The organism is Lacrimispora sanguinis, assembly GCF_044987295.1.
In the GTDB taxonomy this organism is placed as follows: Bacteria; Bacillota; Clostridia; order Lachnospirales; family Lachnospiraceae; genus Lacrimispora; species Lacrimispora celerecrescens_B.
Map to the genome: position 1 here is coordinate 720,306 of NZ_CP173277.1, position 14,798 is coordinate 735,103.

The 14,798-nt window shown below is 42.7% G+C and carries 17 protein-coding genes; 1 reads left to right on the forward strand and 16 read right to left on the reverse strand.

Translation table 11 applies throughout. From position 1 onward, the window contains the following. Nucleotides 1-10: 10 nt before the first annotated feature. The 9 genes from ACHZES_RS03390 to pduL all read right to left on the reverse strand — a co-directional run bounded on the left by ACHZES_RS03390 (nt 11) and on the right by pduL (nt 8,053). Complete coding sequence (locus tag ACHZES_RS03390) at nt 11-742, reverse strand: ABC transporter ATP-binding protein (RefSeq protein ID WP_038281820.1); 732 nt, start codon at nt 740-742, stop codon at nt 11-13. Beyond that, nucleotides 735-1,535, reverse strand: a complete 801-nt coding sequence (locus tag ACHZES_RS03395; RefSeq protein ID WP_038281818.1) for an ABC transporter ATP-binding protein — start codon at nt 1,533-1,535, stop codon at nt 735-737. Before ACHZES_RS03395 ends, ACHZES_RS03390 begins: the two co-directional genes overlap by 8 nt. Further along, nucleotides 1,528-2,535: a branched-chain amino acid ABC transporter permease gene (locus ACHZES_RS03400; RefSeq protein ID WP_404820323.1), complete on the reverse strand. Its 1,008-nt coding sequence runs from the start codon at nt 2,533-2,535 to the stop codon at nt 1,528-1,530. The genes ACHZES_RS03395 and ACHZES_RS03400 overlap by 8 nt, the downstream gene beginning before the upstream one ends. A 1-nt stretch (nt 2,536) precedes the next feature. Further along, nucleotides 2,537-3,409, reverse strand: coding sequence for a branched-chain amino acid ABC transporter permease (locus tag ACHZES_RS03405; protein WP_038281813.1), 873 nt, complete (start codon nt 3,407-3,409; stop codon nt 2,537-2,539). A gap of 79 nt (nt 3,410-3,488) precedes the next feature. Next, the gene (locus ACHZES_RS03410) at nt 3,489-4,631 is read right to left on the reverse strand and encodes an ABC transporter substrate-binding protein (protein WP_395547904.1); all 1,143 of its coding nucleotides are present in this window, start codon (nt 4,629-4,631) and stop codon (nt 3,489-3,491) included. Between the two features lie 769 nt (nt 4,632-5,400). Next, entirely contained in the window at nt 5,401-5,583 is a 183-nt protein-coding gene (rpmF, locus tag ACHZES_RS03415; RefSeq protein ID WP_038281809.1) for a 50S ribosomal protein L32, read from the reverse strand. Nucleotides 5,584-5,585: 2 nt separating this feature from the next. Beyond that, on the reverse strand, nt 5,586-6,113 hold the full coding sequence (locus ACHZES_RS03420) for a DUF177 domain-containing protein (RefSeq protein ID WP_038281805.1): 528 nt from the start codon (nt 6,111-6,113) through the stop codon (nt 5,586-5,588). Between the two features lie 155 nt (nt 6,114-6,268). Continuing rightward, entirely contained in the window at nt 6,269-7,462 is a 1,194-nt protein-coding gene (locus tag ACHZES_RS03425) for an acetate/propionate family kinase (RefSeq protein WP_154520538.1), read from the reverse strand. Nucleotides 7,463-7,483: 21 nt separating this feature from the next. Further along, on the reverse strand, nt 7,484-8,053 hold the full coding sequence (gene pduL, locus ACHZES_RS03430) for a phosphate propanoyltransferase (RefSeq protein WP_038281801.1): 570 nt from the start codon (nt 8,051-8,053) through the stop codon (nt 7,484-7,486). A gap of 164 nt (nt 8,054-8,217) precedes the next feature. On the opposite strand from pduL, the gene ACHZES_RS03435 reads away from it, so the two are divergent. After that, nucleotides 8,218-9,477: a nucleotidyltransferase gene (locus tag ACHZES_RS03435; RefSeq protein WP_395547903.1), complete on the forward strand. Its 1,260-nt coding sequence runs from the start codon at nt 8,218-8,220 to the stop codon at nt 9,475-9,477. Here ACHZES_RS03435 and ACHZES_RS03440 read toward each other — a convergent pair. The 7 genes from ACHZES_RS03440 to ACHZES_RS03470 all read right to left on the reverse strand — a co-directional run bounded on the left by ACHZES_RS03440 (nt 9,472) and on the right by ACHZES_RS03470 (nt 14,789). Continuing rightward, entirely contained in the window at nt 9,472-9,978 is a 507-nt protein-coding gene (locus tag ACHZES_RS03440) for an NUDIX domain-containing protein (protein ID WP_395547902.1), read from the reverse strand. The genes ACHZES_RS03435 and ACHZES_RS03440 overlap by 6 nt on opposite strands. A gap of 37 nt (nt 9,979-10,015) precedes the next feature. Further along, nucleotides 10,016-10,360: a phenylpyruvate tautomerase MIF-related protein gene (locus tag ACHZES_RS03445; RefSeq protein ID WP_038281794.1), complete on the reverse strand. Its 345-nt coding sequence runs from the start codon at nt 10,358-10,360 to the stop codon at nt 10,016-10,018. Between the two features lie 66 nt (nt 10,361-10,426). Then, the gene (locus ACHZES_RS03450) at nt 10,427-11,599 is read right to left on the reverse strand and encodes a class I SAM-dependent methyltransferase (protein ID WP_395547989.1); all 1,173 of its coding nucleotides are present in this window, start codon (nt 11,597-11,599) and stop codon (nt 10,427-10,429) included. A 25-nt stretch (nt 11,600-11,624) separates the two neighbouring features. Further along, the gene (locus tag ACHZES_RS03455; protein ID WP_154520535.1) at nt 11,625-12,266 is read right to left on the reverse strand and encodes a histidine phosphatase family protein; all 642 of its coding nucleotides are present in this window, start codon (nt 12,264-12,266) and stop codon (nt 11,625-11,627) included. Nucleotides 12,267-12,292: 26 nt separating this feature from the next. Then, a complete protein-coding gene (locus tag ACHZES_RS03460; protein WP_038281790.1) occupies nt 12,293-13,657 on the reverse strand; it encodes a PFL family protein in 1,365 nt (454 codons plus the stop codon). Nucleotides 13,658-13,696: 39 nt separating this feature from the next. Continuing rightward, nucleotides 13,697-13,969: an ACT domain-containing protein gene (locus ACHZES_RS03465; protein WP_038281788.1), complete on the reverse strand. Its 273-nt coding sequence runs from the start codon at nt 13,967-13,969 to the stop codon at nt 13,697-13,699. 22 nt (nt 13,970-13,991) lie between these two features. After that, nucleotides 13,992-14,789, reverse strand: coding sequence for an MBL fold metallo-hydrolase (locus ACHZES_RS03470; protein WP_038281785.1), 798 nt, complete (start codon nt 14,787-14,789; stop codon nt 13,992-13,994). Nucleotides 14,790-14,798: the final 9 nt, after the last annotated feature.

Genomic DNA, 14,798 nt, shown 5'->3' on the forward strand with positions numbered 1-14,798 from the left:
CCTCCTGGTCTTATATCACTGATTTTTTAAATTTTCCTAAATATGCCTCAACAACACGTGGATCATTCCTTAATTCCTTTGCCCGACCTTCAATTGTAATTTTACCTTGTTCGATTACATAAGCATGATGGGAAACCTCTAACGCCAACTTTGCATTTTGCTCTATCAATAAAATAGGAATTCCTTCTATCTTATTAATTTCAACAATTTTTTCGAACAATTCCGCCACGATTACAGGAGCAAGGCCCATGGATGGTTCATCCAATAACAGCAATTTGGGATGCCCCATAAGTGCCCGTCCAATCGCAAGCATCTGCTGCTCCCCACCTGACAAGCTCCAGGCTAGCTGCTTATTCCGTTCTTTTAAACGCGGGAAAATCTCAAAAACTTTTTCCATATCTTCCTTGTATGGTTTATTACCGAAAAAACCATGCCAGTTTGCTGTTCCAACTTCCAAGTTCTCATACACACTTAATCCCGGAAACACATGACGGCCTTCTGGTACATGCATAATACCTGCTTTCGAAATAGCAATCGGGCTGCTGTAGATGATTTCATTTCCATCAAACACAATACTACCTTTACGAGTAATCATACCAGAGATGGATTTTAATGTTGAGGTTTTCCCGGCTCCGTTCGCTCCAATTAAACAGCAAATCTCTTTTTCCCCAACGGATAGCTCAATCCCTTTTATGGCTTCTATCGCGCCATAATATGAATGTAATTCTTTAATTTTAAGCATTTAACACCTCCACCGCATTGCCGTCTTCCACTTCGAGGCGCTTTCCTAAATATGCTTCTATCACTAAATCATTGGAAAGCGCTTCTTCCGGAGTTCCCTGAGCAATAATACGCCCAAAGTTTAAAACAGATACATTGTGGCAAATGTTAAGAACCATATCCATTTGATGTTCTATTAAGACAATCCCCATGTTCCTTTTTTCACTTGCTAAGCGAAGAAGATTATTTGCATTTTCGATTTCTTTATTATTTAACCCGGCCGCAGGTTCATCTACAAGCATTACACTTGGATTGGCCAGCATCGCTCTGACAATCTCCAGTAACTTCATCTGGCCATATGAAAGGGAAGAAATATCATCATCTAAATTAATCGAAAAACCGGCAACGTCTAAAAGCCTGTTCAGTTCTGCTTCAAAATTTTTTCCGGCATTGCCCTTAATGTTAAAATAAGATTTAAAATATCCCAACTGATCCGCTAGGTCTGTTCCCAATTCCAGGTTCTCTCTGATATTTGAACGCTGTAAGAACCGCGGCGTCTGGAACGTCCTTCCAAGTCCCATGCGTGAACGCAGATGTGCTTTCATATTGGTTACATCCTGATCAGCAATCAGTACCTTACCAGCGTCTACATCATAAATCCCACTTATAAGATTAAGAGTTGTGCTCTTTCCTGCCCCATTAGGACCAATCAATCCCATGATTTCTCCGCGCTCCACGGTGAAATTCACATTTTCGGCAGCTACAACACCTCCAAAGGCTTTACAAACACCTTGCAATTCTAAAATTTTAGACATTCTGCTCCACCGCCTTTCCTTTTGCTTTCCGGAACATATTTTTCATTTTTGCATGCAGAATATCCCACATACCAGCAAGTCCCATCGGCATAAATATCATCAAAAGAATAACAAACACACCATAAATAAGGCGCATATATGTTTGCAGCGGACGTAACCATTCCGGTAGCATGGTAACCAGCAGAGAACCGATAAAGGTGCCGATTGTGGAATTTATACCGCCAAGCATGACAATAACAATATAATTAACGGTTAAGTCGTAAGTATAGAGATATGCACTGATTGCCGAATTATGATGAGCTAGCAGTGCGCCGGCAAATCCGGCGAGGGCTCCGGCAATGACAAATGCATTTACTTTTGTATTATAAACATCCACGCCAAGGGAAAGGGCTGCAATTTCATTATCACGGACTGCCCCCAGCGAACGTCCTAATGATGTCTGGCGTACATGTTCCACAAGCATAAGGCAAATAGCAGAAAGCACTACTAATATATAAAACCAGTGAATCGGTTTTGTAGGTGTGAAAAAAAACAGATTCAACTTTGGAATTCCTGTAATTCCATCTGGCCCTCCGGTAACCGGCTTCCAGTTTAAATATACGTTATTCATAATCTGTGCAAAGCCGATTGTTGCAAATGTGAAATAGGTACCTTTCAGCCGAAACAAGACCTTTCCTAATATAAAAGCCGATACCATACAGAACAGTACCGCCAGAATTACTGACAACACCGGAGGTATTCCGAAATTTTTCGATAGAATTGCAGATGTATAAGAACCGGCTCCTAAAAATGCAACGGTCGCAAATGTAACCTGCCCTCCCATTCCCAGCATCATCGTCACTCCCAGCGCTGCAATAAAATGCAGCATGACCAAATTCATGACACCCATTGAATAATTGTTTGTTACCATCGGGATGATAATTGAAAAAGGAATCATGAGTAAAATAAAAACCAACGTTTGTTTGTTTAGCTTCTTAATGCTATTAATCAATTTGCTCACCTCACGCCTTATCTGCAATTCGGTCACCAAAGATGCCCTGGGGACGTACAATCAGGAATATAATCAAAACCAAAAATACAATTGCATCCTTATAGGTTGATGTAATCAAAATACTAAATGATTCAACTAAGCCAATAAGCAAACTGCCAATCACCGCGCCCTTAAGATTTCCAAATCCACCAATAATGGCTCCTGCAAATGCTCGTAACTGAATCGTACTTAAAGATACAGAAACCAGAAAAATAGGTGCCACTAAATATCCCGCCATACCGGCAATAACCATAACGATCATATAGGTAACCATTGTAGTAATAATGTTAGGAATGCCCAACAGGGATGCCGCGTATGGGTCCTGTGCCGCAGCCTGCATTAAACGTCCGGAATACAGTTTCTCAAATAATTGGAATATACACCAAATCATAACCGCACCAACTGCAATGATGATTAAATACTGATACTCTAATCTAGTCGGACCAATCTGTACATATCCTTTAACAATCGGATCTACGCCCAATGGGGAACCGCCCCAGATCAATTTTGCCCCTTCTTTAATAACCATAGATGCGCCAATGGTACAGACAACCGCTGCAGTTGGCCATTTCGATTTTCTGACCGGCCAATACACGGAAAACATAAATAACGCACCAAAGACCACAAAGAATAATATAGATACAATTAACATTGGAACTAACGGCAGGTTTAAGGGGCCGCCCAGATGATATGTCGCAAATGCTCCAAGCATCAGCAAATCTCCCTGTGCAAAATTCAGAACACCAATTGCACGAATCAGCAAAATGAGACCCATTGCCAGCAGCGAATATATCATCCCCATTGCAATACCATTTACAGATAATTGAACTACAGTATTTAACATCTCCAACCTCCCATCCGCGTTATAGAGCAGTTATCCTGACACTCTATAACGCGGTATATATACTAACGAAATGTTTCCTTTACCGGTTTACTATTTCAATAACCTCTACTTCACCATTCTCGACCCTTACCAATGGCTGAGAATTCGCTAAACTACGATCTTCATGCCAGGTGTATTTACACATAACACCATCATAATCTTTGATTTTCTTAATACCTTCCAGCACCGAAGCCGGGTCTGACGCACCTTGAAGCTTAATTGCTTCACACATAAGCATTAATGAATCGTAAGTAATAACTGCTGCTTTGTCTGGTTTTGTCCCAAATCGTTCCTGAAAACGAGCAGAGAATTCTGCGCCCTTTTCATTAATTGCATTAGGCGACCAATCACCGATAGAATACCATCCGTCCATTGCATCACCGGCAGCATCAATGGATATAACAGAACAGTAGGAGGCTGAACCAATAAGCGGTAAATCAATGTTCATTGACTGTACAGTTTTGGCAAGAACCGCCGCGTCAAAATTATGGCTGACTGCTATAATGCCATCACAACCACTGTTCAGAACCTGAGTTAAGATTGGGGTAAATTGTTTTTCATCTACATTGTAAGAAACGACAATCGCTGGAGTGATTCCGTAAGTTTTAAGATTTGTAATAATTTCCGAAGATAAGCTGGTTCCGTATGCTTCCGATACATGGATAATGGCAGGATTTTTCATTTTCAGTATTTCTGCCACTGATTTTGCAAATAAAGCACCCGCATGATCATCACTCATACGATTAAGAAGCATATAAGGATTATTTTCTTTATAAATATTGGCACTGCTACCAAAGACAAAACATGGTACTTCTGATTCTAAAATGGACGGAGCAGATGCCAGTGCATCAGCACTTGTATTGCCGCAGCCAAACCATGCTGAAATATTCTCACGCGCCAATAATTTGTTTGTCGCATTAATCGAACCTTGCTGATCGGAGCCGCAGTCCTCAACAACAACCTCTACCTTTTTTCCTAGAACATCCATCTTCTCAACATCTTCCAAAAATAATTCCAAGCCTTGTTGGCAAAACTCACCGCTTGCACTTAAGTTACCTGTTAAAGTGAAAGTTGCACCTAATTGAATAACATCTGAAACCTCGCTCTTTTGTGAACATCCCATCACGCCTGTACTAACCGCTAGCGTCGATGCCAGCAATCCTGCAATTATTCTTTTTTTCATAAGCTTATAATCTCCTTTTTATATTTTTTCCATTGTGCAAATTTTTGTGTACTGTTCACTTGTGAGTTTATATTATCCTATTTTAAAATACTTGTCAATATTTTTTGTATATTTTTTATGTATACACTCAATTTTATAATATGTATACATAAGTTTTGTACAATAAAATGCATTTTTAGCATTTAAAACGCTCTCATGCAGATGGCTGCCCATTATTTAATTGGCCGCATATCAAATCGCTTGTACAACCGTTTGGTATATGGCAGTTCTCTAGTTTTTACAGATTTCCAGATAATATCCTGCCATGTAACTTTATCCAGGAAGGGCTATTTTTATCAGTGAGCACAATGTTTAATAATTGTGCCATTCGTCAATATCCTTTACAACTATCAACTAATTCATGCTCTCTCTTCTCCTGAAACCTCATGGCACTAAAAATCAAATACCTTGTTTTAATTTCTTTCACTGCTTTCACTAGGCTGCCGTGTGGATTGTGGATTATTAACCCATTTGAACCCTTGCTTAACGGACACAAAAAAATCCAGCCTGGTGATCATTGTCAATACACTGGCTGGTTTCCGCTATTCCATTATTCTATAAAATCATAGTTAAATAAAAGCAAAAGGATGTTTCATCGTATGGTTGTAGTCCATGCTCGTCACACATAAAAAAGCTGCTACTCAATTCCTTGAGTAACAGCTTTTTTTAATGTAATTTTCTAATTAATTCTTACACGGTTTAAATCTTATTTCATAAAATCCGTAGAAAATTAAGCTTCAACATTGATGATTTCTTTCTTGTTGTAAGAACCGCAAGCTTTGCATACTCTGTGAGGCATCATAAGTGCACCGCACTTGCTGCACTTCACTAAGTTTGGAGCGCTCATCTTCCAGTTTGCTCTACGTTTGTCTCTTCTTCCTTTAGAAGATTTGTTCTTTGGACAGATAGACATGGTTACACCTCCTTAAACTTTTTAAAAATATCCTGGATGACTGCCATTCTAGGGTCTGTCGACCTAATATCGCAGTCACAAGTCTCATGATTGAGATTTGTTCCACATCTATTACAAATCCCCTTGCAGTCTTCACTACAGAGAACTTTCATAGGCAGGTTCAGTATGAGTTCATCACAAACCAACTGGTCTACATCCAGATTATAACCATTAATAAATGGTTGTTCTTCGAAATCCTCTACAATTCCCGAATCCGTTTCACTTAAATCAAGAGCACGGATCACATCAAAACTTAAGTCAACACGCACCGGATCCAAGCAGCGGTCACATGGAATGATCAAAGCTAATTTCACTTTTCCTTCCACTACCAGCTTTTTGTCTCCCAGGTTCATAATCCGCAACAGCACAGGTTCTGCATCCGCTACTTCATAATCACCGTTTGGCCCGTGATATACCTTCATATCGATATCGGGTGTGTAAGTTTTCTCTTTCCCTTCCAGGGTGAACAACTCAGTCAAATTAATAAGCATACTAGTCTCCTAATACGCACCTATGTTATTATACATATGAGTGCAACATTTGTCAACAAATATTTCCATATTTGAAGTAACAGTTCAGCCATGCTTATGAATGGTATGGCTGAACTGTGACCCATACACAACATCATGTACCGTTTTTCTACGGATTATACCAGTGCCTTTGTCTCTCTTGCAATAGCCAGCTCTTCATTGGTAGGAATTACACATACCTTTACCTTAGATTCTGGTGTGGAGATCATGACACGCTTTCCTCTTGCTTTATTGGCTTCTGCATCAATGGAAATACCAAGGTAGCCTAAATATTCGCAAACTGCACCTCTGATCGGCTTATCGTTCTCGCCAACGCCTGCAGTAAATACAATCGCGTCAACACCGTTCATTGCTGCTACATAAGAACCGATGTATTTTGCTACACGGTAAATAAATGCCTGGATTGCAATATCAGCCAGCTGATTGCCTTCTCCCTGTGCCTTCTGAACATCACGGAAATCGCTGGAAATGCCGCCGGACATACCAAGGATACCGGATTTTTTATTTAAAATATCCAGGACCTCATTCACGCTCTTGCCTTCCTTGTTGCAGATAAACTGAACAACAGCAGGATCGATGTCACCACTTCTGGTTCCCATGATAAGACCCTCTAATGGAGTAAGTCCCATGCTGGTATCCACGCACTTGCCGCCGATGGAAGCAGAAATGCTGGCTCCGTTTCCTAAGTGGCATACGATTACCTTGCCATTTTTATGATCCAGATCACAATATGTTAAGGCTTCGTTGGATACAAATTTGTGGCTTGTTCCATGGAAACCGTAACGGCGAATGCTGTATTTCTCATAATATTCATGAGGAATAGCGTACATACCGGCTTTGTCAGGCATACCCATACCGAAAGAAGTATCAAATACCGCTACATTAGGAACTCCCGGTACTGCTTCCTCACATGCTTCAATTCCCATCAGGTTTGCAGGATTATGCAAAGGTCCTAAATCAAAACAGTCACGGATAACCTTTTTCACGTCTTCATTTACTACGATAGAATCGCTGTAAATTGTTCCGGCATGAAGAACCCTGTGTCCTACTGCAGAAATTTCACTGGTATCTTTGATTACACCGTATTTCGGGTCAACCAATGCATCCAGAACCAACTTGATCGCAACGGTATGGTTCGGCATCTCTTTCTCTACTACCATATCCTCATTGCCTTCTGACTTGTGAGTCAGCTTGGAACCGGCAATGCCGATTCTCTCGCATAAGCCTATTGCTAAGACTCCCTCGTTCTCCATATCGATCAGCTGGTACTTTAAGGAAGAGCTTCCGCAGTTAATAACTAAAATTTTCATATTTCTTTGATTCTCCTTCATTTATTTAATAATTTCGCCGTATTGTTCTCTGCCACAGCTTGCTGCGTTGGATTCATCTGTATCGATGTGCATAGCCAAAGCATAATTTTCATTTACACGCACAACCACATCTCCGAAAATAAGGCTTCTACCGTCTGTGTCTATTTTCACAGAAACAACTTCACCATCTTTAACACCAAGCTTTTCTGCTTCTGCAGGAGTTGCATGGATATGACGCTTTGCAACAATCACGCCCTCTGTTATCTCAATTTCACCAACAGGTCCAATGATCTTGCATGCACCGCTGCCGGCAACGTCGCCGGATTCTCTCAATGGGGCAGCAATTCCAATGGAACGGGCATCGGTTGCAGAAAGCTCTATCTGAGTCGCTTTTCTAACCGGGCCTAAAATGGAAATTCCTTTAAACTCGCCCTTGGAACCAACAACAGTTACTCTCTCCTCACAGGCATACTGGCCTGGCTGAGATAATGATTTTTTCTTTGTTAACTCATAGCCGGTTCCAAATAAAATCTCAAGATGTTCCTGAGTTAGATGTACATGTCGAGCTGATGTTTCAACGATAAAATTCATACCTATCTATTCTCCTGTTCTTTTAATCGATGTTTTTCACCGATTCTCACTCTATTCTATGAGGATTCGCTAAAATTTTCAAGTGTTGTGCTAAAATAATTTGCATTTTTTGCGAAACAATCGCATAATAGAGGATAAGAAAAAGAAAAAGGATATTTTTTACCATGAAAAACAATAGTTCTCTAGCCGTTGGTATTATCGCTGAATACAACCCTTTCCACGATGGACATGCCTATCATATTAAGAAAGCCAAGGAAATGACTCAGGCAGACTACTGCATCGTTGCTATGAGCGGGGACTTTGTCCAAAGAGGAGGTCCTGCGATCTATGATAAATATACCAGAACAGCCATGGCTTTATCTTGCGGAGCCGATTTAGTGATCGAACTTCCTTCAGTCTTTGCTTCCAGCAGCGCAGAGGATTTTGCGGCCTGTGGGATCGCCCTTCTTAACAATCTGGGAGTGGTAGGCAGCGTTTGTTTTGGAAGCGAATGCGGAAATGTGGAAAAACTTTCCGGTATTGCTTCTATTTTAGCCACAGAACCCCCTGTTTATACGAAGGAGCTGCGCAGAGAGCTAAAAAAAGGAGCCACCTTTCCCCAAGCAAGAAATCTGGCTCTTATTTCCTGCGGGATCTTAAATGAAGATGAGGCCTCCATTCTGGCATCCCCAAATAACATTCTGGGAATTGAATATTGTAAAGCTCTTTACAGGCAGAAAAGCCCTATGACTCCTGTCACCATTTCAAGAAAAGGATATGGATACCACGATACCAGTCTTGCCCCGGAAGGGTTCAGTTCTGCCACCGGAATCCGGAAAGCCATTCATGAAAACCCGGATATCCTCATGCAGATGGAGTCTTCCCTCATACAGGTGCCAGATCCAGTAAAGCAGATGATGTCACAAGGCTTTCCTGTATTCCCTGATGATTTCAGCGCTTTATTAAATACCACGCTGCTTAAATTGGACTGTGAAGGAATTCCATTTGAGAAGTATGCCGACGTATCAGAGGAACTGGCAGCCAGACTTTTAAGGCAGCTTCCGGATTACCTTCCTTTTGAAGAAAAAATCAACCAACTAAAAACTAAACAGTATACTTATACGCGGATCAGCCGGGCACTTCTCCATATCGCTCTTGGAGTTACTACCCAGCAGGTTGTTTTGGGCCGGAACGCCGGCTACGCCCCTTATGCCCGTATTTTAGGCTTTAAAAAAACTTCCGCAGATCTTATGGGAGAAATAAAAAAGAGAGGGAGCATCCCTCTCATCACAAAAACTGCCGATGCCAGACTCATTCTTTCCGGAGCAGCCTGGTCTATGCTCCGCCAGGATTTTTACTGCTCCCACATTTATCAGACCATTGTGCAGGACAAATATCAAATAAAAATGAAAAATGAGTTCACTCATTCCGTCGTCATCCTATGACGACGGCTGAATGAATTCCCTGATCTTATCTTTATATAGAAGAAACCGGGATTTCGGAACTACGATTCCCTGCTTCCACATCTCAAGGAGCTGTTCAAACGTAACAAATTTCGCATCCACCACTTCTTCTTGCTGAATGGTTATGTCCTTTATGGTAACATTTTGTCTGGTGATATAGGTGTCCACAAACCGCTCTTTCAGACGGATGGCATGAATCAGGCGGAGCTGCTCTTTTACCGCCCGGATCCCAACCTCTTCAGAAAGCTCTCGAAGGGCTCCTTCTATGCTGGTTTCTCCCGCAAGGACAGAGCCCCCAGAGCATTCCCACATAAGCCCATAAGGCTTATCCGGATGCCTTTTGGTGAGCAAAATCTCCTGATTCCCATTGACAAGCCAGATATCCGATACAAGGTGATATTCTCCTGTGCCAAGCGGAACTCCGCGAACATGAGTTTTTCCAGTGGCCACCCGGTTTTCATCATAAACATCCCAAAGCTCCATAAACCATTCCTCCCGACCTAAGAATAAGCTGGTGCAGCTAAAAGTTTCCCCCGTTCCAACCCCAGTGATCCACTTCCTCATATTTCACATAAATTTTATCCTGGGCAATGGAAAGCACATCTTTATAGATTTTACAGATTTCAGCGGTCAGTCTGTCGTAATCCCGCTCTGATGCATGACCGAAAATCTTCACTTCCACAAAAGCCAGCTTTGTATTATTATTCCCCTTAAAGTAAAGGGAACAGTTATCCTCAAAGCCAACCATGAGCCAGCTTTCCGATTTGCCGGGTATGAGGCTGATGGCCTGTCCAAGCTTTGTTTTTAGTGCTGTTTTTTCTTCTTCTGATAATGCAACATTTACTTTCGAGTTGATGAAAGGCACTGATTTCTCCTCCTTAAATCGTTTTTTATATCATACCACATATAATCAAAAATTACCATCCACTTTCTAATTCATATCCTCTTCTAACAGCAGATCAGCAAGAGTCAGCTTCCCATGAAGAAATTCCAAGATCTCCTGGATCTCCTTACGGTTATCCTTCTTTCCGCCCTGTTTTACTCCGCGGATCAGAATATTTTTCGGTGTATGCTCCATATCAATGAATTCCAGGATTTGAGTCCGGTATCCCTGGTTTTCCAGAATCTCTGCTCTGAGTGCATCCGTATAAAGAGCTGCCATCCGTTCCCGGATCAGACCATATTGAAATACCGGAGCCATAAGCTCCTGATCCATGGTTTTATTCAACTCATGCTGGCAGCAGGGAACAGACAAAATAACAGAGGCGCCCCAGCGCACCGCCTTTGCCATGGCATAATCCGTAGCAGTATCACAGGCATGAAGAGTTACCACCATATCCACATGATCCACCCCCTCATAGGAAGCGATGTCTCCATGATAAAATTTTAACATATCATATCCATACCGCTCTCCCAGACGGTTACAGTCGTCAATGACCGTCTGCTTTAAATCCAGCCCAATAACACGGATCGAATATCCCTTCAGCTCATGAAGATAATAATACATGGCAAAGGTCAGATAGGATTTCCCACAGCCAAAGTCAATGATTACATTTTCTCTGCTCTTATCAAGCCTGGGGAGAATATCCTCAATAAACTCCAAGAACCGGTTGATCTGGCGAAACTTATCATATCTGGAAGCAATGATTTTCCCTTCCGCTGTCATGACTCCCAGATCCACCAGAAAGGGGACTGGTGTGCCTTCTTTTAAAATATAACTTTTCTGTCTGTTATGCTGAAGAACCGAGGAAGGCGCCGCAATTTTTTGCTGCCGCTTTATCTTGATGCTTGGACACCCCTTTTTGCTCATCAGTACTCTGACCTGGCCTTTTCTGGACTCCAGCTCCATCTGGCGAAGCGTTCCATCAAGCAGATCCACGATATAGGAGATGCATTCTTCTGCAGAATAATTCTTATGAAAAGCCTGGGTTCCCAACAGCTCTTCCGCTTGGAAAATCAAGCTTCCTTTTAGTAAAAGCGGGCGTACCTTTACTTTGGAAACGCCCTGCTTATCCGAAGGATTGCTGATTACGATCCGAAGCAGATTTTCATCAAGAAACTCTCTTCCAATCTGAATTAATTGTTCTTTTTCCTTTTCTTCCATGAAATCAGGCAATTCCTTTCCTATTTCAGTTTTCTGCATCCACCCAGCTTGCCCGCAAAAGCTCCGGGTAAGGCTCCAGATGCGCATAATCATTAAAACGCTCCATTAAGAAACGCCCTGTTTTTTCGTTCCAGTGCACTTCTGTAATACTGCAGTTCTCAAGGGAATTTCCAAGGAGACGATAATATTTCGGTTCCATATGAAGCAATGCGGATGTCACGGTGCGGATCACGCCTCCGTGAGTCACAACAGCTACATTCTGATAGCCGCTTGCAGCAATTTCTTCAAGGACAGGGATGGCCCGTTTCATTACATCCCCGGCGCACTCGCCTCCCGGATAAGGATTGTCGTGTTCCAGCCGCTCCTGTTCTTTCTTAAAATCTCTAAAATTTACAGCTATCTCCTCATCCGACATGCCTTCCATATCTCCGAAGGAAATCTCCCTAAGCTCCTGTCTTATGATGTGCTTTGCATTCCAGTACCGGTTTGCTTCCCTGGCTGTTTCCACCGCCCGGATCAAATGGCTGGAATATACCGCTTCAATGCCTGCACAAGCCAGCCGTTCTCCGACTAAAGCCGACTGACGGCGGCCTGCCTCGGATAAATCTACATTGATATTACAGAGTTTGCTGCTTTGCCGTCCATGGCGAATCAAATAGATATTCATCTTCCGTATCCATCCTCCACCGGCATTTAATTCTTGAAGCTATGAATAGGCGCCGGAATCCGTCCGCCTCTGGTTACGAATTTCTCGCAGGAGTACTTGCTGACCGGCATAACAGGCGCATATCCCAATAAACCGCCGAATTCCACCGTATCTCCCACGGATTTTCCAATAACCGGAATAATACGGACTGCCGTTGTCTTCTGGTTTACCATTCCGATCGCAGATTCGTCTGCAATAATACCTGCGATGGTAGTTGGAGGTGTATCTCCAGGAATTGCGATCATATCAAGACCAACCGAGCAGACGCAGGTCATCGCTTCTAACTTCTCGATATTTAACGCTCCCATGGCAACCGCATCGATCATTCCCTGATCTTCGCTGACCGGAATAAACGCACCGCTTAAACCGCCTACATAAGAGGAGGCCATAACGCCGCCTTTTTTTACCTGGTCATTTAACATGGCTAGAGCGGCCGTGGTACCTGGTGCACCTACCCGTTCCAGGCCGATTTCTTCCAGTATTTCAGCCACACTGTCGCCAACGGCCGGAGTCGGTGCAAGAGATAAGTCAATGATACCAAATGGAACATTCAGCCTTCTTGACGCCTCCTGGGCAACCAGCTGACCAACACGTGTTATCTTAAAGGCGGTTTTCTTAATGGTTTCACAGAGAACTTCAAAATCCTTCCCTCTGGCTGCTTCAATGGCAGTCTTAACAACTCCCGGGCCACTGACTCCCACATTAATGATGACATCCGCTTCCGTCACTCCGTGGAACGCTCCTGCCATAAAAGGATTATCATCCGGTGCATTGCAGAATACCACCAATTTGGCACAGCCAAGGGAATCAATGTCCTTGGTGGCCTTTGCCGTTTCCACTACGGTCTCTCCCATAAGGGCTACCGCATCCATGTTAATGCCTGTTTTTGTGGAACCTACATTGACAGAGCTGCATACACGGTCTGTACAGGCGAGGGCCTTTGGTATGGAGCAGATCAGGTTTTTATCCGCTGCGGTCATTCCCTTGCTCACCAGAGCAGAATAGCCGCCGATGAAATTAACGCCTACTTCCTTGGCTGCACGGTCAAGAGTCTGTGCAATGGTCACAAAGTCTTCCGGGCTCTTGCAGGCTGCGCCGCCGACTAAGGCAATGGGGGTCACAGAAATTCTTTTATTTACAATGGGAATTCCAAAATCCTTTTCAATCTCCTTCCCCACTGCTACAAGATCTTTTGCAACGGTTGTGATTTTATTGTAAATTTTTTCATTTACTGCTTTTAAATCACTGTCACTGCAGTCAAGAAGGCTGATGCCCATGGTTATGGTACGTACATCAAGCAGCTCCTGTTCGATCATTTTATTGGTTTCATTCACTTCAAACATATTTAACATATCGGGAACCCATCCTTTTCTTGTGCCTTGAACTTGTCATCAGATACGGTGCATGCTGGTAAAAATTTCCTCACGCTGGCATTTTACCTTTACTCCGATTTCATCGCCAATCTGTTCCAGCTCGTCAGACAACTCACCAAAAGGTTTTGTTGCATCATTGATATCCACGATCATCATCATGTTAAAGAAGCCCTGGACAATGGTCTGGGAAATATCCAATATGTTCACCTGGTTGCTTGCTAAATAAGTACAAATCTTTGCTATAATCCCTACGGTGTCTTTCCCAACTACTGTAATAATCGTTTTGTTCATAATTTTTCTCCTCTTCATTAGATTATATCGTAATAATCTCTGACATCTGATCCCTTTTTGCAACCGCAATGGAAAAATCCGATGCCTTAAATGGATTATCTCCTTCTGTAATCTCAAGTCTTACCGTCTCATAAGCAAGCTCTTCATAATTGTTCTCTTTGCTCAAGTGACCAAGCAGAATCTTCTTTAAGTTTTCATGAAGAATACAGCATAATAGCCGCCCTGCATTCTCATTGGAAAGGTGTCCGTGATCCCCAAGGATCCGGCGTTTTAAATAGTAGGGATAAGGCCCTGCCTGCAACATATTTACATCGTGATTGGACTCAATAAGTACTGCATCAAGTCCCTGAAGATGCTCAATAATATACTGGTCGTAATGCCCCATATCCGTGGCAACCGCAACAGACTTGCGGCCATGCTGGATCCGGTAAGCCACAGGCTTCACCGCATCGTGATCAATGGAAAATGGCTTTACTTCCAGATCCCCAACATTAAAATCCACGTCAGGCCTGATGGCACAAAATAATTCCCTAGGGTATTCTCCCAGATACTTCTGCTTTGATATCTCTTCTAAGGTCTCACTGGTTCCGTAAATAGGAACCCCATATTTCCTGGCCAGCACTCCCAGTCCTTTCGTATGGTCGGAATGTTCATGGGTAATTACGATCCCTGTCAGTTCACTGCCCTTTACTCCGATTTCATTTAACCCCTGTTCAATCCGTTTGTTGCTTATCCCGGCATCCACCAGGATATGCGTGGTTTCGGAACCCACATAAATGCAGTTTCCGCTGCTTCCGCTTGCAATACTTACCAATCTCATATTATCCTC

Excerpts from the sequence above, each read along its gene's own strand:
- ACHZES_RS03390 (WP_038281820.1), bottom strand. The coding sequence starts at position 742 with ATGCTTAAAATTAAAGAATTACATTCATATTATGGCGCGATAGAAGCC.
- ACHZES_RS03395 (WP_038281818.1), bottom strand. The coding sequence starts at position 1,535 with ATGTCTAAAATTTTAGAATTGCAAGGTGTTTGTAAAGCCTTTGGAGGT.
- ACHZES_RS03405 (WP_038281813.1), bottom strand. The coding sequence starts at position 3,409 with ATGTTAAATACTGTAGTTCAATTATCTGTAAATGGTATTGCAATGGGG.
- ACHZES_RS03410 (WP_395547904.1), bottom strand. The coding sequence starts at position 4,631 with ATGAAAAAAAGAATAATTGCAGGATTGCTGGCATCGACGCTAGCGGTT.
- rpmF (WP_038281809.1), bottom strand. The coding sequence starts at position 5,583 with ATGTCTATCTGTCCAAAGAACAAATCTTCTAAAGGAAGAAGAGACAAA.
- ACHZES_RS03420 (WP_038281805.1), bottom strand. The coding sequence starts at position 6,113 with ATGCTTATTAATTTGACTGAGTTGTTCACCCTGGAAGGGAAAGAGAAA.
- ACHZES_RS03425 (WP_154520538.1), bottom strand. The coding sequence starts at position 7,462 with ATGAAAATTTTAGTTATTAACTGCGGAAGCTCTTCCTTAAAGTACCAG.
- pduL (WP_038281801.1), bottom strand. The coding sequence starts at position 8,053 with ATGAATTTTATCGTTGAAACATCAGCTCGACATGTACATCTAACTCAG.
- ACHZES_RS03435 (WP_395547903.1), top strand. The coding sequence starts at position 8,218 with ATGAAAAACAATAGTTCTCTAGCCGTTGGTATTATCGCTGAATACAAC.
- ACHZES_RS03440 (WP_395547902.1), bottom strand. The coding sequence starts at position 9,978 with ATGGAGCTTTGGGATGTTTATGATGAAAACCGGGTGGCCACTGGAAAA.
- ACHZES_RS03450 (WP_395547989.1), bottom strand. The coding sequence starts at position 11,599 with ATGGAAGAAAAGGAAAAAGAACAATTAATTCAGATTGGAAGAGAGTTT.
- ACHZES_RS03455 (WP_154520535.1), bottom strand. The coding sequence starts at position 12,266 with ATGAATATCTATTTGATTCGCCATGGACGGCAAAGCAGCAAACTCTGT.
- ACHZES_RS03460 (WP_038281790.1), bottom strand. The coding sequence starts at position 13,657 with ATGTTAAATATGTTTGAAGTGAATGAAACCAATAAAATGATCGAACAG.
- ACHZES_RS03465 (WP_038281788.1), bottom strand. The coding sequence starts at position 13,969 with ATGAACAAAACGATTATTACAGTAGTTGGGAAAGACACCGTAGGGATT.
- ACHZES_RS03470 (WP_038281785.1), bottom strand. The coding sequence starts at position 14,789 with ATGAGATTGGTAAGTATTGCAAGCGGAAGCAGCGGAAACTGCATTTAT.